This is a genomic window from Alicyclobacillus sp. SO9 (assembly GCF_016406125.1).
GTDB lineage: Bacteria > Bacillota > Bacilli > Alicyclobacillales > Alicyclobacillaceae > SO9.
In genome coordinates this window covers 469,618-491,811 of sequence record NZ_CP066339.1, presented here as the reverse complement: position 1 = coordinate 491,811, position 22,194 = coordinate 469,618, and the positions used below count along the sequence as shown (strand labels likewise).

Sequence of the window (22,194 nt, the reverse complement as noted above, 5' to 3'; positions counted from 1 at the left end):
TGAGATAAGTGAAAATGAGAATTAACCTGCATCCTCGTGTTCATCTATAAACTTATATCCAGTACCTCGAATTGTAACAATGTACTTCGGATGCGTGGGATCTGGCTCAATCTTTTTCCTTAAATTACTAATATGCACCATGACAGTTCGCACATCCCCAAAACTGTCTGAACGCCAAATGACGTCATACAGTTCGTCAGGTTTGTATATTTTGTCAGGGTTCTGAGCCAAAAGCTTTAATAGCTGGAACTCTTTCGCGGTTAGAACGGTCGTCCGATTTCCGTCTCGGACCGTAAAGGTGTCTTCATCAATCTCCATTCCGCCAATGTATAGGAAGGGGGGTTCCTCGGGCGTCCTTTCGGTTGAATTGCGATACCGACGCAAATTTGCCTTCACCCTGGCAACAACCTCACTGGGACTGAATGGCTTTTCAATGAAATCGTCTGCTCCCAGACTTAATCCAAGAATCTTGTCTGCATCTTCGGATTTGGCGCTGACGAAAAGAATTGGCACGTCTGAATGTCTTCTGAATTCTTCACACAATTCATAGCCGTTTGTAGAAGGCAGCATGACGTCTAACAACACAATGTCCACTGACTCTTTTTGTATCTTGTCTACAGCAGCCCAACCATCCTCAGTAATGACGGAGAAACCTTGACGTTCTAAATACATTGAAAGAAGCTCTACAATCCCGGGATCGTCTTCAACAAGGAGAACTGTTCCTGTGTCCAAGTCGTATACCTCCCATACCCCGAAGTCATGAAGAAAAATAAAAGGAGAATATTCTGTCTCTATTTAACGAGCTTATAAAGTTCTCTTTATCATTTTAAACTTTTTGAAAGATATTTCAAGATTACTGAAACGAGTTCACCATTTACATTGCTGTAAAAGCGAGGGGTTCCTGTCATATAAGGATAAATATGTATCGAAGAGGCGCAGAGAGGCTTCGGGATTAACCTTCTGCTGAAAGGTCTAACTACAGAAAGCATGGCCCCAATGCCTCATCTCACAGCCAAACACTCTAAATTGTAACCCCGCAATGCCTTTGCACATCTTCCCAAGATACGTACTTTCGCACAATATCTTCTTCGACCAGTTCTGCTCCTCTTTGGACTTCAATGAACTTTAGTGGCGTCAGTGCACGAATCGCATGCCACTGTTCTGCATAGACCCTGACCACATCCCCAGGAGTGATAGGTATAATCCGGTCATCAACGGCCAATTCGCCCTCACCTTCAACAAATGTCCACACTTCACTCCGCCAGCGATGTTTCTGGTAACTGAGGTTGTGCCCTTGTTTTAACTCAATCGACTTTGTCAGAACCTCTGTGCCGTCCTCCAGTTCTTGATAGTCCAAGACTCGGTACGAACCCCACATGCGTTCGTCAAACATCGGCCGTCCATGGTACTTCTTTAAAACCGCTTTAAGTTGTGAACTCTGTTGTTTATCGGCAACCAGTATTCCGTCAGGCGAACTGACAACAACGGTGTCCTTCAACCCCATACCAATCAAAGGAATCCCCAATTCGTTAATGACATGGGTGCCTTCACAGTTGACAGTTTCTCCGAGGCCGACAAAACCGTCTCCCATTTCTTCTGTTAACGACGACCAAGTACCCAAGTCTTTCCATTTTCCGTTGTAGGGGCTTGCTACAACGGAAGAAGCGTGCTCTACAACCTCGTAGTCAAAACTGTTTTTTGGGAGGTCCTTGAAGTTTTCGCGGATATCTGTATAACTAGGAGAAATCCCCTTAGATAAGAGAATATTCTTTAACCATCCAATTCTGAAACAAAACACACCACAGTTCCACAGTGCACCGGAAGCAATCAGTTTTTTCGCTTGGTCTTCGTCGGGCTTCTCTACAAATGACTGCACCTGTCGGTAAGGCTGGGACGTCGTCTCCCCTTCAACCGAGATGTAACCAAACTTGCTGGATGGTTCTGTCGGCTCTACACCGAGTAATGCCAAGTCAGCATGTGACGCATTGAGTTGTTCCTCAAGGCCTGACACTCTTTCGAAATACTCGTTGTCGACATAGTGATCGACCGGAGCAACGACCATGACTTCGTCGTCAGAACAACCAACTACGTCAGCGAGGTATGTGCAGGATAACGCAATAGCTGCAAATGTATCTCGACGCTCCGGTTCTTCTATAACGGGTACAAATCCAACCTGAGCGTGAATGGAATCCGCTTGCGCCTTGGAAGCGCACACGTACGCATCCTCCAACAAGTTGACTGTTGTCAGTTGGTTCCATACTCTCTGCAGCATGGAAATTTGTGAACCATCCGGCCCCTGTAGTACCTTCAAAAACTGCTTTGAACGGACATCGTTCGACATCGGCCATAAGCGCTTACCCGAGCCGCCGGAGAGAAGAACAATCTTCATCAAAAACAACTCACTTTCTAGGTGTCTGTAGAATTCGCAGGTCGGTGCAAATAGCAGAGTTGGAAATTCTATTAAAAGACTGCAGTAGTGTGTGAAGGGTATGACATGCTAGCAACAGTATATCAGAATCGCCTTAAGATAAAAGGTTTCTGGCAAAGATCAGCCAGAAACCCTTGAGTTTGTGTTTCAAACCAACATCATTGTTCACATGGAACCGAATTGCCACCGTCCCATTGTTAGTGCACTGAACCGTTCATTGTGACTGTCTCTATTCCGCTTGCAGCCATGACACGTACAGATGCTGCTGTACCAGGCGTCAAGTGCTGTGTCGGCACTACAAACGTAATAGAACCGTTCGTCCAACTCACAATCCGCAGCTTATAGAAGTTGGAAGGCGACCCTATGTTGACGCCCTGATCTGACACCTGAACGTAACCATTTCCCTGAGAACTGCCAAACCCGTTACCGGTTACCGTCACGGTTTTCCCGGGGGTGAGCTGTGCCGTCGAAAGCTGAGCGGGCAGTGCAGTTTGCACGTGCATCTGCACAGTATTTGAAGAAGCCTGATTTCCGGTGAACACCGTGGCCGAAGCCGAGCTGCCAGGTTTCAGATTGACAGAACCATGGGGTACGCTCTGTGACGGTGTCACGAACTGAATCTCAGAGTTGGTCCACTTTAGGATGTTGAGTTTGTAAAAGTTCTGTGGAGACCCCCAGTGAACATTATTGTTTGAAAAGCTCACGTAGCCGGAACCCCTGGAACTGCCAAACCCGCTGCCATGCAATGTTAAGACCTCGTTGCTGTGAATGTCGCTGGCAGATACGCTTGAGATGTGGGGTGTTGCCGGCGGTGCCTGATGAGAAGCTTGCACGGCCAAAGAAGATGAAGTCACCAAGGCCGAAGCGGGTAAGTCGACAGCCTTATCCGGCGTGTGCAACGTGCTGCTTGCAGATGAACTCAGCACCGTATAAGTATGCGCCGCAACTGTATGTCCGACCCCGTTCACTTGCACGGTTTCATTGGTATTGCCTGTGTTCACAACAACCCAGTGTGCACTGCTTCCCCGTGTGATCTTCGCGACCAGCAGATTGCCTGCGGTTTTAGCGTCAAGCTGTGCTCCGCCTCGCACCAGTGAGGTTAACTCGGACAAAGCTTGTCCAGTCGGATACAAAGAGTTCATTGACTTTTCAGGTGCTTGCCCGTCGCCAGTCAACGCGAACGTACCGTATTGACTCACGGCATGGTGAACTTCAGGTGAGGCAACTTGTCCATTTGACATAAGTGCGTGAGCTCCACCGTGCAAGCTCCACCAATCCACCTCGTTAACACCAAGGCTTCGTGCCAGCAGCATGCTTTCCATCATTGCCGTTCCACCGATATTTTGAACCGTTTTGGGCCGGGGCTGAGAAAACAAATTAAATTCCGTAAACCACACCTGAATGTGAGATGCATATTTGCCCGTGTTTCCAATGAGCAATCTGCGAACCTCTGAGGTGATGTCCGGAACATCTTTCATGAGTGTTTGTAACAAACCGGATTGACTGACTGCGTTATCAACCGGGTATACGTGAAACGTAACAAACTGAATATACGGAGCGTCTGTTCTTAAAACTGTCTCATTCCACTTTAAGTCTGTACTGGACATCCTTCCGTTCAAGCCTGGAGTTAGATTCACACCCACCTTCATGCTTGGGTCTATCTGATGAATAGCAATCGCCATTTGCTTTGCAACATCGGCGTATTCAGCAGGAGACTTGTTAGCACGCAGGTTAATTGTTCCGCCAGCGTAATTTTCACTTCCAACTACCATCGCCCTGACCGGAATGTGGTGAGACACAATATACTGTGTCAATTCCCTAACGTCAGAGACCGATTGGCCTCCGTTCCACTGGGAGTTCATTCCGTAGTTAATGTTGAAGATCCCTTGGTTCCCCGTCGCCTTCAGCTCTGATGACCAGCGCAACATCGAAAATGGACTCGTGAAACTGTTCCATGTTCGATAATTGTCCGATCCGTTTCGTGAACGATTGAGTTTCCATGACCAAGCATCGTTATTAGGATATCTCTGCAACCCTGTACCGAGCTTTCTAATTGCTGGAATGGTTGACGATGCATTCATTCCGTTGTCCCACTCAGCCACATTCAAGCCAAAATTATCAGGAGAAACCTGCACTCCTGATGATAGCCTTGCCGTGTAAGGCAGCGGTGTGGAAGGATTGGAACTTGACGCTTGACCGGAAGTTGACTGACCGGAAGCCGATGAGCTTGAAGTCGTCGAATTGGATGTCGAACCTTGCTGTTGGGATTGTTGAAGTTGACTTTGCGTCGAATGACCGCCTTGCACTCCGTTAGAACTCTGCGATTGTGTATTTGCCATATCTGTCTTCGTCAAGGATGTGAGTGAAATCGTTTGTGATGTGCCTTCGAGGTTCAAATCGGATACCAAAGCAGATGACTGGCCCTTAGTCGTTCCATGTGCCTTCGACTGAAATCCCGTCTGCACATTGTCAATGTGGTTGCTATTGTCCGGGCCTCTTTGTTTGAGTATTCTGTGACCGCTGTACGATGAAGACTGAAAAACCAACCCTTTGATCGTAGCATTTTCCGCAACGCCTACTGAAATGATTGCGATAGGAAGCACTACCGCCAGAAGCGAGCCATAACGCAATGCGAAGACCTCCCCCAAAAAAAAGCAAGTGCGATATCCCCCGCGTGAGGAACACTGCACTTGCTTGCCTCCGCATGGGCAACTGGCTGGCATACATCTCTCGATGCGTAGCCCCTGTAGTTTTGCGTCCCCAGCTTTCACCGGGTTTGCCTTTTTCCAAACATCGTTATGATTTTGGTCACACAAGCTTCAAAAATATTTTTCTAGCTATGGTCTAGTATAGTAGAAACATTACTAGATTGTCAAATCTTGTCGTACCAATTAAGGAGCAGAAGACCCGATTGAAAAAAGTTTGTAGCCAAGGTTTCCAGAGAACTGTTTCGTCTCTTTGGCCCAAGCAACTTTACCCTGCCACAGTCCTGGATACGTTCTATTGATGGCATCCAATGCCCCCACGCCACCCGGGTTTGGAACTAGAAAATCACTAACGCGTCCCCTTGGATTCAGGAGAAGACTTTGAAAATTCAAATCACTTGTAATTACTACCTGTTTGGGGTCCTTGATGAATGGTACGACGCTAAAGGAGTCAAAAGTATCCAGCAACACGACTAGATGCGGGTGTTCATTAATGTAGTTCGCTACGATCTTCCCTTGCGTCATCCCATTATTCTGAGCCGCCTGGGATGCCGGAAGTCCTTCCACGACATGAGCAAAATTCTTTGTGACACCTTTCCCCATGATGGGAGTTTGTATCTCGTGAAACGTAACGTAGTTGCCGCCTAGCAGTACGGCTGCTGAAACGAGCAGCAAAAAATGTCGCACCAGCCAAGGTCCCTTTGCAATCACAACCATGAGCAATGCCACGAGAAGGATGCCAAAAGGAATATACGTGATAAAAAAGCGAGACCAAATTGCGGACGCATGCTTATAAATCATCACAACCTGAAAGAGTGGAATGGTCAGAAGTGCTGCCACAAACAAGAGTGCTTGACCGCGACGTTTCTTGCTGAAAGCAAAAACCAGTAAAGCACCCGCGAGTCCAACAATAGCAGGCGGAAACAAAAAGGAGAAGTGAGCTACGGTCTGCAGCGAGTAGAACAAGTGGTGGGCGTCCCTCAAAATGAGTTTATCATTGTAGCTTCCCGTACCTATTTGGGAAGCATTAGAATATGCAGAGTTCATGAAATACAGTGGATTCCCCATAATCGTCCAGTTTAAAAACACCCAGACCAATCCAGCGAAAATCAAGGGCAATCCCGCAACAATCAAATCCGCCTGGATGCGCGATGCGGAATACCCTTTTAAATACAAAGCCAGCAAAAGAGCGAGGCCGACCAGGGCGCCAAAGGGAACGGCCTCATATCTCGCACCAAAACACGCTGCCAACCACAGCCCGGCCGAAATCAGATGGCTGTGACGCCCATCATCCAAGTAGCGCACCGCACCGTGGAGTGCGCCCAGCATTGTAGCTATCATCATGGCTTCCGACATGCCGTTGGAGGAGTACAACCATATTAAAGGATTGAGAGCGTAAATCAGCGAATAGACAATCCTCCAGAACCGTGGAATCCCCACATAAAACAAAATGCGATTCAAAAAGTACATGCCAAACGCACTCGACACCGAACTCATCAGATTCGCAGCAAAACCATCAGTAATCAGTGCAGGGAACCAGTGATGAAACAGAACTATCGGTAATTCCACGATGCTCGGAAGAGGATTCCACACAAATCCCATGGCCGCGAGATGAAACTTAGGTGAAAAAATTGTGTAATACGCATTGAGTACTCTAGTCAGGGCATCTGAGTTGATAACATGAAGCACAAAAGCTAGATAAACGCCACCAGACAAAGCCATCAAGAACGCCAGGAAAGACAAAATGAAGGGCTCAAGCATTTCCAAACTTCTGGTTTGCCTCTCCTGCATTAAAGGCATCGAGTGTCTTTCATGATTCGGTCCTAATGAAGTTGTTTGAGATAAACTCGTCATGTATATTCGCTCCATCTGCAACCTGTATACATCCTGCAACTGGTATACATTGTTAGGAATTACTTCCGACAGTTAGTATTTGAGTGATAGATTTGTCATCTTTCTTCGCCAGCCCATGAATCGTCTTTTCCCAGTAAGACGGCTTAACAAACAATTGATAAAGAGCTTTCCATGACGCAATGGACATGAAAATCCAGTAAATCGGCGATAGCAACGCATATTTCGCCAAGGGCCAGGATTGGCGTTGCATGGTTCCAACCACGTTGACATAGGTAAATGCGAAATTCCCGAACATGAAGTTTATAACAGACAGATAGTAAATTGGGTTGTCATACAACTGATGCATAAAGTGAGGCTTAAAAATAAACCACAGCACGGTCATAAACCACATCAGCGGGTTGAGCAAAAACGTAAATGGTGTGCCGCCCACAATCATATGAAAAGCGGCTGTGCCCTTAACACCGAGCGCGCGGTGCAGTTCCACTGGACGACGCATGTGAACCAACCAGGTTTGCATGTATCCTTTGACCCACCGCGATCGTTGGCGAATCCAGTTGAGAAAATCAGCGTTAGCTTCTTCAAATGTCGTTGAGTTGACAATGGCTGTGCGGTAACCGTGCTTGTGCATTCGAATACCTAAATCGGCGTCTTCTGCCACATTGTATGGGTCCCAGGCGCCCATCTCCTTGAGCACATCGGCACGGAAATGGTTGGATGTTCCCCCCAACGGGATTGGCAGGTCGTGGGAAAACAGTGCTGGCAGTGACAGTTCAAACCAGTTGGCGTATTCGGCAGTGAACCAGCGGGTCAGGATGTTCTGTTCCGCGTTATAGTAGCTTAATTTTGCCTGAACACAGGCAAGGGTCTGGTCTTTGTTCTGTCGGAAGACAGAGATTGCCTTCAAGAGTTGGTCCGGCTCAGGAATATCCTCAGCGTCAAAGATAACCACGTACTCCCCGCGCGCCCTCATAAGCCCGTAATTGCATGCCTTGGGTTTGGTTTTGGGTTCGGAAGACGGCACAATGACCATCTCAATGAAATTAGGAAGTTTGGAAGCCTTCGCAATTTGGATGGTCTCTTCGTCGTCTTCCTCCAGCAGCAGCTTTACATCCAGACGGTCTTTTGGATATTGCAAGTTCTTAATTGCCTCCACCAAGTCAGGAAGTACTTCAGCTTCCTTGTACACCGGCACTAAAACGGTATAAGCCGGAAGCGAAACCGGCGGAATCTTGGCCAAATCTACTTTTGTCACCGTGTACTCTGTCGTTTGCTTAGCAGAGCGCTGCATGAGCCACAGTCGAAAGACGTTGTTTGCCGCATATATCAGTTGTAAAACGATGACGACGAAGGCTATTGTCCAAAGCGGTCGGATGGCAACGCCTCCGGCAAACAGAACCAGGAGCACAGTAGCCGTCACGATTTGCCCTCGTGAAAACCGAACACTGGCACTTTCATCGGGACGTCTGGCAACCAGTGCAAGGCGGCTGCTTTCCTCATGTTCTTTACTGTATTTAACAGCAAGGGCTGACATGACATCGCGGTAACCAGCTGCACAAATACGAACCTTGCACTGAAACTGTTGAGTGAGCGCTGTGAGTGCCTCGGAATCGTCCGGATCCACCATAGCGACGGTTAAAGTAGTCGCGTCTCGGCCCAGTGGAACGACCAGGTGCCTGTGCCAGAATTCATCTGAAACACTTTCCCACACTTGTGCGAGACTCGCGGCGTTGAGCATCGTCTTAAGCTGTGGTTGGTGCAGCAAATCCACCACCGGAATCTTACGCTGTTGCGCAATGGCCAAAGCGACATCCCATGATGTCAAGGAATTTCCGCTCGTGAGAATCGCACCAACACGGCTGCCCGTTTCCTTCTGAGCCTCCAGTGCGTCAATCAATTCCTGCCCGGAAAGCTTCCCTTCTTGCAGCAGAATCTCACCAAGCCGGTTCTCTGCATTTGTGCCGGGCTGCTCCTCAAGTCGCCGCCAAGCGAACACCAAGTCATCCAAATCAGTCCCGCAAAGTACGATGGAACAATGCGTTTCCATTGCTAATTCCCGCAGCGTCGGTTCGTCCTGTACCTTTTCAGGATTGGAACAGGCTACGAAAACACGCTGATTATGCTTCGCGAAAGGCAGAATGGAAAGTGTTCGGCATGCATTTAGGGAAAGGAGGGCAGCTGCCGATTTGCTGACGGGATCGACCCATCCGGTTGCATCAGACAATCGATAGGGGCGCAAAGAGACGAACAGTTTCGCGACCCGAACTGAATCCCATCTCCAACTGTGGCTATACTCCGACTGAAAATCTGTCTCAGTCATCACGCAGAAACTTCCTTCGGCATCACATGAATCGTTCCTTTATCATTGTCCAGAAATTGCACGTCCGGCCGCTTTCTCAACCAAGACAGCAGCGACACTGGGTCGGTTGCAATACCGTCCACGCGATACACACCGTCTCGAAATAATCGAAAACGAACATTTAAATACGGACAGTCATCAAGGGCGTCCATCAGCCCCGTAATGGGTGCAATTGTATCAGTGGGTCCAACCATAACAGTCATGGGAAAGGAAGTTGGGGTTTCTGCAAACGTGTCAAGCTGTTGACGCTTCACCGTCGCCAATGCGGCCGCGTACTCTTCCTTCTCAGCTCGCAGTGTCTTCACTTGTAGAGACAAATCCTGCAGAGCCTTTTGTAGTTCTTCCTGGTTTTTCTGCGCATCGTCAAGGGTCTTTTTCAGACTCTTAAGTCGCCGATCCACCTTCGTACGACGATACCCGAACAGTTGCAGCCCTAATCCGTTGGCCATACTTCCCATTCCTTTGCATTGTTGTGTTCAAACAAGAATTCTGACGATTCTAGCACAAGTTTATCAGCTTTCAGGGCCGAAGTCACCCTCATGACACTTCGCTCAGAACCGCGCAAACAAAGGCATTACAGAGCTTTAAAGTTTTCTTTAGAAAGCGCTGGCATGCAAAATGCTATAGTAGAGTTACATACAGTATGCAAGCATTACGGAAGGAGAAAAACCAATGAAAAGTCGGTTGCTGATGCTTTCGGCTGGCTTTGTGGGCGCTTCCTCTTTGTTTATGACTTCCGTTGCATTCGCCGCCACAAACAATAGTTACAGCAGCAAAGTGGTCACATCTTCAAAACAGACAAGTATTACACTTTCAATTCCGAATTTAAACAACAAACTACAGCCTGCACAGACACTTACCTTCGTGTTTACACTCGGCGGGCCTCAGGGCAGTTCAAGCGCTTCGAATCCAAAATCGGAAACGGGAAACTTGACGCCTTCACCAGGCCATCCATTCACGTATACCATTCCGCTGCCGAACTATGGACAGAAGGAGACAGTTTGGGTTTCCACGTCCTATAAAAGTAACGGGTATCAATACACGTCTACGGCTGGACCCCTTGTGGACACCCTGCCGGAAGCTCCGCTCGCTGCGCTCATTCCACTGGGTATGGTTGGCTTGTGGTATGCGAACCGAAAGCGGAAAGCAAAAGCCAAACTAGATAACGTGGAACTATCTTAGAAACTGAAGAGAGGGTCAAGTTCTATTTTGGGTACACGGCAGAAGACGCAAACTGGATTTCATACTTATGTCTGGGTTCTCATTTGGGGCATGGCCTCTGTTATTCCGTTTATTCCATATTCGCAGCCGCTGTGGATTGCGACCCTATCTGATACACCGTACTCATATCTCGTCTGGGTTCCGGCTTTCGCCTTTGTTTGGGCGGGCTGGTCAATTTGGCGGCACCACACGGCAAATGATGACTCCGAACTGAGCTATATGTTGGGGCTCGTACTGGCAGTGTTCGTCGGTATCCTGCTTGTGGTTGGACGATTGCATTGGGATCTCGTTTTCGTAGGCCACAGTGTCGGCCTCCTGTTCTGGCCTGTGTGGTCGCTGGCAATGGCATGGTGGATCTTCGGCATCAAGATTTCCCGCGTTGTTTGGAGGCCCCTTGTCTATCTGCTATTGTGTTGGCCCGTACTGTACAGCCAAATTGTTCACTGGACTAATCCAATTCTTGACGCAATCGCCAATGCAGGTGTTCAGGTTTTGACCAGGTGGTTCGACTGGATTTCCATAGCGCAATCATCTGGAAACTATACTGTACTACACAAGGGCATAAGCACCCTGGTTCACGTGACATCTGTGTGCAATGGTGCAGACAGTTTTCTGGCAATGATAATCCTTCTACCTATTATAATGGTCTCATACTCCCGCGGTCCGTGGAAGAAACTGTTGCTCGTCGTCTTAGCCGCGGTCTTAGCGATTCTCGGAAACGTCATTCGGTTGTGGCTCATCCTCTTCACACTTCACTGGTTTGGAGTGAAATTTTCGTTGGGTCTGCTGCATCCCATTCTGGGCGTTTTGTTGTTTTTGGTCATGATGGGGCTGGTGATATGGACGGCAAAACTTTTGCAGCTGCGAGCTGTGAGTTTTAAAAGAAGTACCCCATTGCAAAGACCAGGTGTATTTCGCCTTTCCAGTTCCGTATTGTCAGTGGCTGTTCTCACGTTTCTATTGTGGCCTTTACTTTTACAGAGCCCAGGGACCGTGCGACATCCAGTCCTTCTGCAGACAAGCGTATTGGAAAAGTTGATGCCGCCAATCAATGGCTGGCACAGAGGGCAAGTCCATAATTTTAATGAAGCGTCCACACTTGGACCTGGGGCCAAGACCAGTTCTGCTGCCTACACAACCATTCAGGGTGATTACGCGTTAACCGAGATGTGGTGGACTTATCAGCCTCTAACACTCAAAGGTTACTCGGAACACAACTGTTTGCTCTTCCACGGTTCAAAAATCATTGCGACCGAACCTATGAAACTGGACAACGGCATTACCGCCAACGTCTATGCCATCTACCTGCCGCCTCTTCACGTAGGAGGAAACCGAGACATTTTTCTGGACACAGTATATGAGTACAACGCAACATACCGCGGAAAAAAAGTATATATTCGAATGGAAACTGCAGCGCCGGTACTGCTCCACGTTAAGCCAAGTGCCGCAACGACGCAGTCTGTCAAGGAGCTAGCGGCCAAACTGGTAAACCGAAAATACAACCAGGTTCGGCATATTGATCCCGTCAGTGTGAACCAAACAGTCCATCTGCACAATTACATTGGGTTTATTCGACAAATGGGAGCCACCTTGTTGTCCAGTTCCAATGCTTCATCAAGTCTCTAGCTGCAGACAATAAGCAGGTCAGCCCGTAAAACATAAGACAACAAATGAGTATTTTACGCCGAAAAAAGGAGTGATAGACATGAGTTCAACAGCAAGCGGGATTGAAACAGGCCGGCAACGTCACAAGGGAAAGCTAAGCCAAGGGATTAACATTTATATTGCGGTATGGATGATTGTAAGTGTCGTCCCGATTGCGCCCTACGCAATCCCGCTGTGGAACCATGCGCTGGCGGACACTCCTTACGCCTACCTGATTTGGATCCCGGTCTTTGGACTTATCTGGGGTGCCATCTCACTGAAGGGCATCGCGCGCTACAAGGACGATGCGGAACTCAATGCTATCCTCGGCTTTCTGCTTCTAGGTTTAGCCGGCACAGTGCTTTTTGCAGGCATGACAGAGTGGTCGCACATCTTTATTGCAAACAATGCCGGCCTTTTGGTTTGGCCGTTCTGGAGCATGGGAGCCGCTTGGCTGCTGTTCGGCATCGGCGTAACCCGCAGGCTGATCAAGCCGTTAGCCTATATCCTTTTGGCTTGGCCGCCGCTCTATACAGTCATTGTCAACCATACAAACCCGCTCCTCTACGGAATTGCCAATGCAGCAGTTGTCAAGGCAGCCCACTTGGTCCCTTGGTTACAGATGTCCGGAACCTACGGGAACTACCTTGTTAACTACAAACGATCGACGCTGTTGGTCACAGTATCCAGTGCATGCAGCGGAGGAGACAGTTTTCTGGCAATGCTGATTCTGCTGCCAGTCATTCTTGTAGCCTTTAAAGGCGGTCCAATTAAAAAAATCCTGTTAATTGCAATCGGCACGGTACTTACCGTTGTCATGAATTTGCTGCGACTGTTTGTACTCCTCATCTCAGCTCATACACTGGGCGGGAATTTTACCTTTGGCATTCTCCACCCCATTATCGGCGTGCTTCTATTCCTGGGCATTATGGGCGTGTTGGCCCTCATTGGTAAATCGATTGGCATGAAAGGACGTACGTCGTCGGCCACAGGTCACCTCTCAGTTCCTGGGTGGGGACGAGCGGGCACAACGATAACGGCAGGCCTGGCACTCACCGTTCTCTTATGGCCGTTGTACAGTTGGGGAGAAGGTTCGTTTCGCTCTCCCGTGACAGTTTCAACGAATAATTTAAGTCAACTGATGCCGAACATGCCAGGTTATCACCGCACACTGCTGGGCAAGTATAACGAAGCATCCGTTCTCGGACCAGGATCTTACGGCACAGCATTTGCCTACTCCAATAGTAACGGACAATATGCAATGGCAGAGTTGTGGTGGACCTACAATGCCAGTGCAATGAAAAGCTACGGGGTCAACAACTGTATGTTGTTCCACGGCGATCAAATTGCCGGCAAACACACTTTCACTCTAACCCCGGGAATTAGCGCCACGACCTACGCTGTCCTTTTGGCACCCTCAAAACTCAAAGGGAAGCGAAACCTGTTTGAGGATGTGTCCTATATGTACGCTGTCAAATATAAGGGAAAAACAGCCTATATTCGCGCAGAATTCGCGACACCCGTAAAATACGGCATCAGCACCACAGATAGTGCCGTGAAGCAACTCGGACAGTCTCTACCCGCACTTTGGAGTGCTCAGTCGAAGGGTTTGTCAGCACAGTACTCCGATATCAACGCTACGCAACTCGACAAGTTTCATTCCTTCGTCCGAACGTTTTCGGACATAACGCTAAAGAAAAAAGCTTTGGCACCACAAAAAGCATAGACGTGCATTGAGGGGCTCGTTGCCTGCGAGCCCCTTCATGAAAGCTCACTTCCCCCTGCATATCTGCATGAGAACACACTTCCCTGCATACCTATATAGTTGTGTCAAGGGATATATGGTAGAATAACATAGAGTTCTGCGAAAATATTCCATGTTATAGTTCTGTGCAGGGGTGATAGGTAGGATGAACCTATCTTTATTTCCGAAGTATTCCAGCAAAATAGAAATGCTTGGCTATCCGTTATTTACACTCCTTATTATCGTACTTCTTCCTATTTATAATGTCATGCTCAAAATATACAGTCCCGCTGCTGTATTGCCGCTGAACATTGAAGTCATCACGGAGATTTTTGGGGTAGTCATCTTTGCTTCCCGCATCATGGTCCGGACGGTTCAGCGCCACTATAGACTGGCATTTTATGTCCTGGTATCGATGCTTAGTTCCTGCGAAATCTACGGAGCGTGGCTTAATCATTTCACTGCAATTCAGGTTCTTTCCTGCCTCATGGGTCTTGCCGTTACAATACTCGTATTTGATGATGCAAACGCACTGCGAGTCTTTACAATCACGTACTTACTTGGGTTTGTTGCGGCGCTTTCGACACGCGTCTCCCTGACACATGTTCTATTCCTGGGAACCGTTTTTACAACCATGTCATTGGTCTCGTATGCTGCTTCAACTCTGCGCCTATCGTCGCTGCGAAGGTCAGAAAACGCGCAACTTAAACTGAAGCAACTCGCGTTTTATGACGAACTGACCGGAGTTGCAAACAGAACACTGTTTATCGACAAATTATCTTTGGCCCTGGCTGGGCTAAACCGTGAATCAGAGTCTTTAGCAGTATTGTTTCTCGATTTAGACCAATTTAAATCCATTAACGACTCTCTTGGTCACCATGTGGGCGATGAAGTTTTGAAGCTAATAACCGGTCGCATTCAAAGCTGTATAAGCGAGGCCCATATCCTGGCGCGTATGGGAGGGGATGAATTTATGTTGCTCATCCCAGAACAGACTCATTCTGATGAAGCTATCGATACTGCCGTGGCTGTTATGAAAACGGTCGAACAGCCCATGCGTGTGGGTGAACACACTTTCTATCTTACGCTGAGTATTGGTATCGCTTATGCACCACACCACGGTTTGACGGCAGAAGAACTCATGAAAAACGCCGATTCCGCCATGTACTCCGCTAAACGAAACGGACGACAAAGCTACCGTATATACACAAATGACATGAATTCGAGTTTCAATCATCACCTGCAATTGGCCGCGGATTTACGGGCGGCACCCGCCAATGGCGAGTTCTTCTTGGAATACCATCCTCGTATCGACGCCTACACAGGGAATGTCGCAAGTGTAGAGGCTCTAGTACGATGGAATCATCCCAAGTTTGGCATACTTTATCCAGATACTTTTATTCCTGTTGCAAAAGAGAACAAAATCACGAGAATCATCGGAGAATGGGTGCTGGACCAGATTTGCAGACAAATTCTGTTGTGGAAACACGACGGTTCTGACACTCTTCGCGTCGCAATGAACGTGGCCGCGGCAGACTTCCAGCAACCTGAATTTGTCCAAGAAGTGCAAACAATACTGCACCGATATCCGGAGATGAATGCTAACCTTGAGATCGAGATTACAGAAGCAGCACTAGCAGACAATTCCAAAATTGTTGCAGAAAACATTACAGCCTTACGGTCCCTCGGAATTGTCATCACGATTGATGACTTTGGAACAGGATACTCTTCCCTTGGACTACTCAAGGACTTGGATGTCAGTTGTTTAAAAATTGATAATACATTTATCAATGACATCACTGACAACGATAAGGATTTGGCCGTTGCCAAGTCTATTATTGCCATTGCAGAAGCACGTCAACTTGCTGTGATAGCCGAAGGTGTAGAGACTGAGCAGCAACTCGATTTGCTGCGCGAACTCGGTTGCCATGAAATTCAAGGCCACTTTTTCTGCCAGTCCCTGTCTCCTGCTGACCTGCAAGCGTTTATGGAGACTCGTATCGTCGTTTAGGTATACGCGTCTTTATTAATAATAGCTGCTTTCGAAACCATGTCGCAGGACTCAGTCCTCGTTCTACAGAATTTCTCTTAACACATGTCCCTGTTGTCTCTCCTCCACCGTCTGTATATTGAGTCAATTTTGAATTCCAGCGCGGATCCTGAAGACGTGATAGAACAAGGGAGGTTTACTCATGAACATTCGAAGAATTCTGTTTGCGACCGGAGAAGTTGTCCCCAACAATGGCCAGGGTTACTTTCCAAACGATATTAAGCAACTATACAACGTTCCCGCTCAGCTAGACGGAACGGGTCAGACTATTGGAATTTTAGAGTTTTCCAACGGATACAACTTGCGTGACGCAACTCAGTTCTGGAATGCCCACAACATCCCCACCCCGTCTGTCACCTTTGTGTCCGTAGACGGTACCAGGAACGACGGAGGCGTTCGGCCGTCAGACGAAGAGGCAACCCTTGACCTGCAGTGGGCCGGTGCAATGGCACCTGCTGCGCACATCATTGTGTACGAAGCAAACGGCGGACAGACCTATGGAGAGTTTGCCGCTGCTGTAACGCGATCGCTGACGTATATTTTGAACGACACGCAGCACCACCCTTCCGTTCTCTCCATTTCCTACGGCGACGCAGAAACTTCGTTCCCGTCTTCTGATATTCAAAAGTGGGATGAATTAATTCGTCAACTGGATTTGAAAGGCATCACAGTCTGCGTCTCGTCTGGTGATGACGGTGCATACGGCCTTCACAATCCCAACGGTCCAAGGGTAAAACACGCGGACGCTCCAGCATCCGTACCTCATGCCGTGGCGGTTGGCGGTACATCTCTTCAACCCGACGGTTCAGAATCCGCCTGGACATACAATGGGCCGCAAAACGGTGGTGCAAGCGGAGGTGGTTTTAGCTCTATCTTTCCGCTCCCATCCGCTCAAAGCGGGATTACCGGTACGACTGTGAACGGGACCTCTGTTACTCCCTCTGGAAGAGGTATTCCTGACATAGCTTGCAATGCCGATCCCGCTACAGGCTACCAAATCATCTTCCAAAGCCAACCAGCCGTAGTCGGCGGCACCTCCGTGTCTTCGCCTGTCTTCGCTGCAATCATTGCCTTAGCCAATCAAAATCGGGCAGCGCAGAACAAAACACCCCTTTCTGGAGTTGGGCAAGCATTGTATGCACAAAACGCACTGTCCAGTTACAACGACATTACAACCGGGAACAATTCTTTTGATGGTGTAGAAGGATATGCCGCTACAACAGGCTGGGATGCCTGTACCGGGCTCGGGTCATTTGATGCTGCCAAGTTGATTAACTACCTCGCGACCTTGTAATACGAGAATACGAGAATACGGGCTTTTGACGCGCCCCCCTCAACGGCAGTCGGCTGCGCGTGAGACGCAGCGAGGGCAATAGGGCAACGCGATCGGACGCAAGCCTTCGCGCATTTGTCGGCGCTTACGCTGGTTAGTGATCCCGTTGCTCCTTAACACCCACCCGCCACATGATAGTGATCGATTCGATCACTATCACCAGCAGGCTCTCCGAAATAGTGATCCCTTTGCTCCTTAACACCCACCCTCCACTCTGCCTCACCCGGCATTAGTGTCCATTTATGACACTAATGCCGCGGGCCAGGTGGCATTAAGGATCCTTGGGATCACAATGGCGCTCTCCCTCCGACGATAAGGATCTTTGGAGGCACTAATCGCCCAGCCCCGCCCGAACAGCAGCCAGCAAAGCGCGGATGATCAACGGGATCGAACGAAAAACTGAGTGGTAAACTGCAGAAATTGAAGTTACACCCTCATAATAGGATGAATTTTACAGGCGCTCCGACAGAGACGGGGGGTGCAGAGTCGGTGCCGCTGGCTGCGCCGTTGATTAGTGATCCCGTTGATCCTTATCTCCATACCCGCCACAGGATAGTGATCGATTCGATCACTATCACCAGCAGGCCCTCCGAAATAGGGATCCCTTTGCGCCTTAACACCCACCCGCCACTCTGCCTCACCCGGCATTAGTGTGCATTTATGACACTAATGTCGCGGGCCAGGTGGCATTAAGGATCGTTGGGATCACAATGGCGTAGCCCCTCCGACGATAAGGATCTTTGGAGGCACTAATCGCCCAGCCCCGCCCGAACAGCAGCAGCGGGGCCAGCCACCACAGCCAGCGAGGCCCGGTAGATCAACGGGATCGTACGAAAAAATAAGTGGTAAACTGCAGAAATTGAAGTTACACCCTAATAATAGGACGAATTTGGTAGCCACCGCGACGGACACGTGGGCGCAGAGTCGGCGCAGGCCCCTGGGCCGCTGGCAGCCCGTTGATTAGTGATCCTTTTGATCCTTATCTCCATACCCGCCACAGGATAGTGATCGATTCGATCACTATCGCCAGCAGGCCCTCCGAAATAGGGATCCCTTTGCTCCTTAACACCCACGCTCCCTTCTGCCTCACCCGACATTAGTGTCCATTTATGACACTAATTCCGCGGGCTAGGTGGCATTAAGGATCCTTGGGATCACAATGGTGCTCCCCCTCCGACGATAAGGATCTTTGGAGGCACTAAACCGAGGGACACAGTACCCCACCGTCTCCGGCTTGACCTTGAACCGGCCAAGCCAACACTTTTAGACTGAGTTTTGGGTCTATCTGAACGGGATGCCAATCTATTTAGAAACTCCACCTGTATTTTCTTGACATTTACTGAAATGCCGACCGAGCACGACTTCCTCGGGAGAGAGAGGTGGAGCAAATGTGAGGGTAGCTAATGTCATATTTTAGATCTGGTCTGCTTCGTAACTTGTTCTTCACAACTCAACTCATTCAATCAATGCACAAAGGTTTTTTTCACTCGCTCGGAGCGGACAATATACAGCAAAATAGCCACTGGAATAATCAGTGCAACAAGTTCCTTCCAGAAGCCAATGTGATGAACGATATTAAGAACGACAATTACCAGTTCCACAACAATGGAGTAAATTTGATAGGCAAGCATCCACCCTACAAACGACTTTTTCTTGCTCATAAATAAGAACAGTATGACGATGTTTGCGGCTGCATTAATAAAATAATCAGCCGCTTGGACCTCATACGGCGTCGTAAACAACAACTTGTGGGATACCAACAATCCTGCAATGAAGTCCACTGAGTAAAGAATCACATCAACCCACAGCACAATACCGATAAGAATTAACCACCCGCGAATTTTGGTCTGTACTTCACTAAAATTACCAGCCACTGCGTCCCCTCCGGCAAACATAATTTACGTCAGCATATCGAAAACATAAAAAAAAGGGAACCCTTTTCCCCTAAACGGTTCCCTCTTCCCCTAACGGCAAGTCAACATCTTTGTGCTTCTTCCAAGCAGAACGTCCGTGGTCTCCTGCTCGAAAGTACAGTTGCTTGCCGCCTTCTATGCTCTTGTCTCTCAATGCCTTTTTCTATTTACTACTGTACACCAAAACGGCAAGAACTGCGCTTAACTCTACTTGAAGTCTATTAAGAAATCTTTAAGTTTGATAGTCTTTGCTATAAGCTCCTCCAGACGATCTCGTTACAAGATCCCTCGAAACCAGCCTACACCCGGCATTGTAAATCGCGAACACTTCAGGAGGCGAAGAAGTCTGTCGTCATTTTTGTAGTAATTGCAGGAATGCGTCACAATAGTTATGAACAACATGACAACCATATACTCAATCTTAAGCAAACGGAGGATGTGCGATGCCCAATACAAGAAAATTACTGAAGCCCCCATTTCGTGCGGATGAAGTAGGAAGCTTGTTGAGACCCAATGGACTGAAGGAAGCTAGGCTTCGGAGGCAAAACGGATTAATATCCAAAGAAGAACTGCGAAAAGTAGAAAATGAGGAAATCACCAGGATTGTAGAGAAGCAAAAGGAAATTGGTTTGCAAACGGTCACTGATGGGGAACTAAGGCGTGCTTGGTGGCATTTTGATTTCCTTGAAGGGCTGGACGGAGTAGAAGGATTTGATACAGACAGCGGAATTCAATTCCATAATCAACAGACTAAATCACATGCCATAAAAGTTGTCGGTAAACTGGATTTCACCACTCACCCCATGATTGAGGACTTCAAATTCTTAAATGGAATTGCCGGCAGTCACACTGCTAAAATGACAATCCCAAGCCCGAGCATGCTGCATTTGCGAGGAACTCTGGATACAGACCTCTATCAGAATGAGGACGACTTATTCCAAGATTTAGCTCAGACCTACAAGAAGGCAATTGGTGCTTTTTATGATGCGGGTTGTCGCTACTTACAACTTGACGACACATCTTGGGCGTATTTTTGCTCTGACCAACAACTTAAAGACATGCGTCTTCGCGGCTTAGACCCTGACAGAATGAAAAAACTGTACGCCAAGACTATCAATGAAGCTGTTTCAGACCGCCCTGACGACTTGACCATCACCATGCATATTTGCCGAGGGAACTTTCGTTCGACTTGGATTTCCTCCGGGGGCTACGAACCCGTTGCAGAAACACTCTTTGGAAACCTCAACATAGACGGCTTCTTCCTTGAATACGACACGGACAGAGCCGGAGGTTTCGAACCGCTGCGCTTCGTTCAACGCTCCGATTTACGGATTGTGCTTGGTCTCGTCACATCGAAATCCGGAGAACTAGAAGCCGCTGAAGAGATTAAGCGCCGAATTGATGAAGCCAGTCAATTTGTGCCACTCAATCAGCTTTGCCTGAGTCCGCAGTGCGGATTTGCGTCCACAGAAGAAGGCAACCTCTTAACTGAAGACCAGCAGTGGGCTAAATTGAGGCACGTTGTCAGCATTGCTGATGATGTCTGGAAATAGGTGTACCGACCTGATCCTTTTCTGCTGAACCACAGGGCACCTGCTGCCAGTCTCTGTGTTTATTGCTTACATCTCTTTTGAGTCACTTTGCTTGCCCCTGCTGTGTGCTTTGTCGCTGCCTCTGATTCGCCTATGAAGTCTGTTCCCTGCTTCCGGAACAGACTTCATACACGTTCCACACGCAAGCAAACACTGCTTGCTCCGCCATGCACCGCTCTCCCCCTACAAACACTGCTGCTCCTTCAGTGCTCCTTCAGTGCTCCTTCAGTGCTCCTTCAGTGCTCCTTCAGTGCTCCTTCAGGTGTTCACGGTTTTCCCAGCCAGTTCCCGTTGGCCGCCCGTATGGAACTGTACTTTTCAGGCTGCATCAAGCCTAATTGGGAGACAGCATCGGGATATAACAATCCGACTACTTGTTCCAGACCGTCGACAAGCCGAGGTGACGGGCGGCAGAATAGCCCCTCAGACAAAATGTAAACTTGCCCTTCTCGCAAGGCAGTCATATCACTCCATGGTTCCCCTCGCTCCATAATCTTCTTCACTGGTACTTTGTGCTGGGGTACGCCTGTCCAGACTGCCAAAAACCAGTCTGGATTGCTTTCAAGGACTCGTGATCCGTCATCTTGAACTGAATCCCCGTCGACGTCTGCAAAGATGTTCTCAGCTCCGGCCAGTCTGCTGATTTCCGTGAGCCAGTTGTCTGCGGCAGGTGAAAACACCGGATTGGGCCACCACTCCCAATAGAGTTTTGGTCGGCCGAATCGCTCAACCTTGGACTTTGTCCAATCTTCAATGCGCTGAACTCTCTGCTGCAAACTGGCAATTACAGCGTTTGCGTCTCGATGCTGTATGGACTCCGGGACACTCCTGTCCAAATTTCGCAAGTCACTGTATATATCCTCTAAGTTATGAGGAGCTAAGACAATCTGATTTAATCCAGCCTGATTGACCGAATCAACCACGTGCTCCATCCCTGGCACAGACAGCGATGATACAACAAGATGGGGTTCTAATCTTGTTACGGCCTCGACATCAACGTGCAAGTCTGGACCAAGACGAGGGAGGTCTTGAACCACGTGAGTTGGGAAATCTGAGTAGTTGTCGACCCCCACAAGAAATTGTTCCAACCCAAGTGCATAAATGAGTTCGGTATTGCTCGGACATAGTGAGACAATTCTGTAGTCCATTCCATTACAACCTCCCTTCTTCATACTCCCGCTGATTGTTTTCTCCGGCACTGTTTTGCCCTGCGTTACTGGCACAATTTCCATTCCGCTTTTTCAATTCAGTTTAACATGCCCAATTTAGATAACATGGTTTTCATGACCTGCATCATACTGTAAACTTATATCTGATTCGCTTTACGTAATAACGTATGAATCTGACGAAACTT

The 22,194-nt window shown here is 48.4% G+C and carries 14 protein-coding genes and 1 riboswitch; of the genes, 6 read left to right on the top strand and 8 right to left on the bottom strand.

All coding sequences use genetic code 11. The features are described 5' to 3' along the window. Positions 1-21 precede the first annotated feature (21 nt). The 6 genes from GI364_RS02080 to GI364_RS02055 all read right to left on the bottom strand — a co-directional run bounded on the left by GI364_RS02080 (position 22) and on the right by GI364_RS02055 (position 9,792). Positions 22-732 (bottom strand): response regulator transcription factor, encoded by a 711-nt coding sequence (locus GI364_RS02080; protein WP_198852082.1) that lies wholly within the window; start codon positions 730-732, stop codon positions 22-24. A 289-nt stretch (positions 733-1,021) separates the two neighbouring features. Further along, positions 1,022-2,389 (bottom strand): sugar phosphate nucleotidyltransferase, encoded by a 1,368-nt coding sequence (locus GI364_RS02075; RefSeq protein ID WP_198852081.1) that lies wholly within the window; start codon positions 2,387-2,389, stop codon positions 1,022-1,024. A gap of 236 nt (positions 2,390-2,625) precedes the next feature. Next, entirely contained in the window at positions 2,626-5,058 is a 2,433-nt protein-coding gene (locus tag GI364_RS02070) for a hypothetical protein (RefSeq protein ID WP_198852080.1), read from the bottom strand. 74 nt (positions 5,059-5,132) lie between these two features. Next, positions 5,133-5,219, bottom strand: a riboswitch (cyclic di-GMP riboswitch). A gap of 100 nt (positions 5,220-5,319) precedes the next feature. Beyond that, positions 5,320-6,987, bottom strand: coding sequence for a hypothetical protein (locus tag GI364_RS02065; protein WP_198852079.1), 1,668 nt, complete (start codon positions 6,985-6,987; stop codon positions 5,320-5,322). 52 nt (positions 6,988-7,039) lie between these two features. Then, entirely contained in the window at positions 7,040-9,304 is a 2,265-nt protein-coding gene (locus tag GI364_RS02060; RefSeq protein ID WP_233096128.1) for a glycosyltransferase, read from the bottom strand. Then, positions 9,304-9,792, bottom strand: coding sequence for a hypothetical protein (locus GI364_RS02055; protein ID WP_198852077.1), 489 nt, complete (start codon positions 9,790-9,792; stop codon positions 9,304-9,306). The genes GI364_RS02060 and GI364_RS02055 overlap by 1 nt, the downstream gene beginning before the upstream one ends. 223 nt (positions 9,793-10,015) lie before the next feature. On the opposite strand from GI364_RS02055, the gene GI364_RS02050 reads away from it, so the two are divergent. The 5 genes from GI364_RS02050 to GI364_RS02030 all read left to right on the top strand — a co-directional run bounded on the left by GI364_RS02050 (position 10,016) and on the right by GI364_RS02030 (position 17,296). Continuing rightward, the gene (locus GI364_RS02050) at positions 10,016-10,525 is read left to right on the top strand and encodes a hypothetical protein (protein ID WP_198852076.1); all 510 of its coding nucleotides are present in this window, start codon (positions 10,016-10,018) and stop codon (positions 10,523-10,525) included. A gap of 27 nt (positions 10,526-10,552) precedes the next feature. Beyond that, positions 10,553-12,190, top strand: a complete 1,638-nt coding sequence (locus tag GI364_RS02045) for an exosortase/archaeosortase family protein (protein WP_198852075.1) — start codon at positions 10,553-10,555, stop codon at positions 12,188-12,190. Positions 12,191-12,269: 79 nt separating this feature from the next. Next, positions 12,270-13,934, top strand: a complete 1,665-nt coding sequence (locus GI364_RS02040; RefSeq protein ID WP_198852074.1) for an exosortase/archaeosortase family protein — start codon at positions 12,270-12,272, stop codon at positions 13,932-13,934. A 184-nt stretch (positions 13,935-14,118) separates the two neighbouring features. Continuing rightward, a complete protein-coding gene (locus tag GI364_RS02035) occupies positions 14,119-15,963 on the top strand; it encodes a putative bifunctional diguanylate cyclase/phosphodiesterase (RefSeq protein ID WP_198852073.1) in 1,845 nt (614 codons plus the stop codon). Positions 15,964-16,144: 181 nt separating this feature from the next. Then, positions 16,145-17,296 (top strand): S53 family peptidase, encoded by a 1,152-nt coding sequence (locus tag GI364_RS02030; protein ID WP_198852072.1) that lies wholly within the window; start codon positions 16,145-16,147, stop codon positions 17,294-17,296. Positions 17,297-18,798: 1,502 nt separating this feature from the next. Here GI364_RS02030 and GI364_RS02025 read toward each other — a convergent pair. Continuing rightward, positions 18,799-19,209, bottom strand: a complete 411-nt coding sequence (locus GI364_RS02025) for a DUF2569 family protein (RefSeq protein ID WP_198852071.1) — start codon at positions 19,207-19,209, stop codon at positions 18,799-18,801. A 482-nt stretch (positions 19,210-19,691) separates the two neighbouring features. Between GI364_RS02025 and GI364_RS02020 the strand changes: the two genes are divergently transcribed. Further along, positions 19,692-20,801: a 5-methyltetrahydropteroyltriglutamate--homocysteine S-methyltransferase gene (locus tag GI364_RS02020; RefSeq protein WP_198852070.1), complete on the top strand. Its 1,110-nt coding sequence runs from the start codon at positions 19,692-19,694 to the stop codon at positions 20,799-20,801. 305 nt (positions 20,802-21,106) lie between these two features. Here GI364_RS02020 and GI364_RS02015 read toward each other — a convergent pair whose 3' ends face one another. After that, entirely contained in the window at positions 21,107-21,988 is an 882-nt protein-coding gene (locus tag GI364_RS02015) for an ABC transporter substrate-binding protein (protein WP_198852069.1), read from the bottom strand. Positions 21,989-22,194 lie beyond the last annotated feature (206 nt).

What these genes read in the sequence shown, in the direction of transcription:
- GI364_RS02075 (WP_198852081.1), bottom strand. Translation starts at nt 2,389, where the DNA reads ATGAAGATTGTTCTTCTCTCCGGCGGCTCGGGTAAGCGCTTATGGCCG.
- GI364_RS02065 (WP_198852079.1), bottom strand. Translation starts at nt 6,987, where the DNA reads ATGACGAGTTTATCTCAAACAACTTCATTAGGACCGAATCATGAAAGA.
- GI364_RS02060 (WP_233096128.1), bottom strand. Translation starts at nt 9,304, where the DNA reads ATGACTGAGACAGATTTTCAGTCGGAGTATAGCCACAGTTGGAGATGG.
- GI364_RS02055 (WP_198852077.1), bottom strand. Translation starts at nt 9,792, where the DNA reads ATGGCCAACGGATTAGGGCTGCAACTGTTCGGGTATCGTCGTACGAAG.
- GI364_RS02050 (WP_198852076.1), top strand. Translation starts at nt 10,016, where the DNA reads ATGAAAAGTCGGTTGCTGATGCTTTCGGCTGGCTTTGTGGGCGCTTCC.
- GI364_RS02040 (WP_198852074.1), top strand. Translation starts at nt 12,270, where the DNA reads ATGAGTTCAACAGCAAGCGGGATTGAAACAGGCCGGCAACGTCACAAG.
- GI364_RS02035 (WP_198852073.1), top strand. Translation starts at nt 14,119, where the DNA reads ATGAACCTATCTTTATTTCCGAAGTATTCCAGCAAAATAGAAATGCTT.
- GI364_RS02030 (WP_198852072.1), top strand. Translation starts at nt 16,145, where the DNA reads ATGAACATTCGAAGAATTCTGTTTGCGACCGGAGAAGTTGTCCCCAAC.
- GI364_RS02020 (WP_198852070.1), top strand. Translation starts at nt 19,692, where the DNA reads ATGCCCAATACAAGAAAATTACTGAAGCCCCCATTTCGTGCGGATGAA.
- GI364_RS02015 (WP_198852069.1), bottom strand. Translation starts at nt 21,988, where the DNA reads ATGGACTACAGAATTGTCTCACTATGTCCGAGCAATACCGAACTCATT.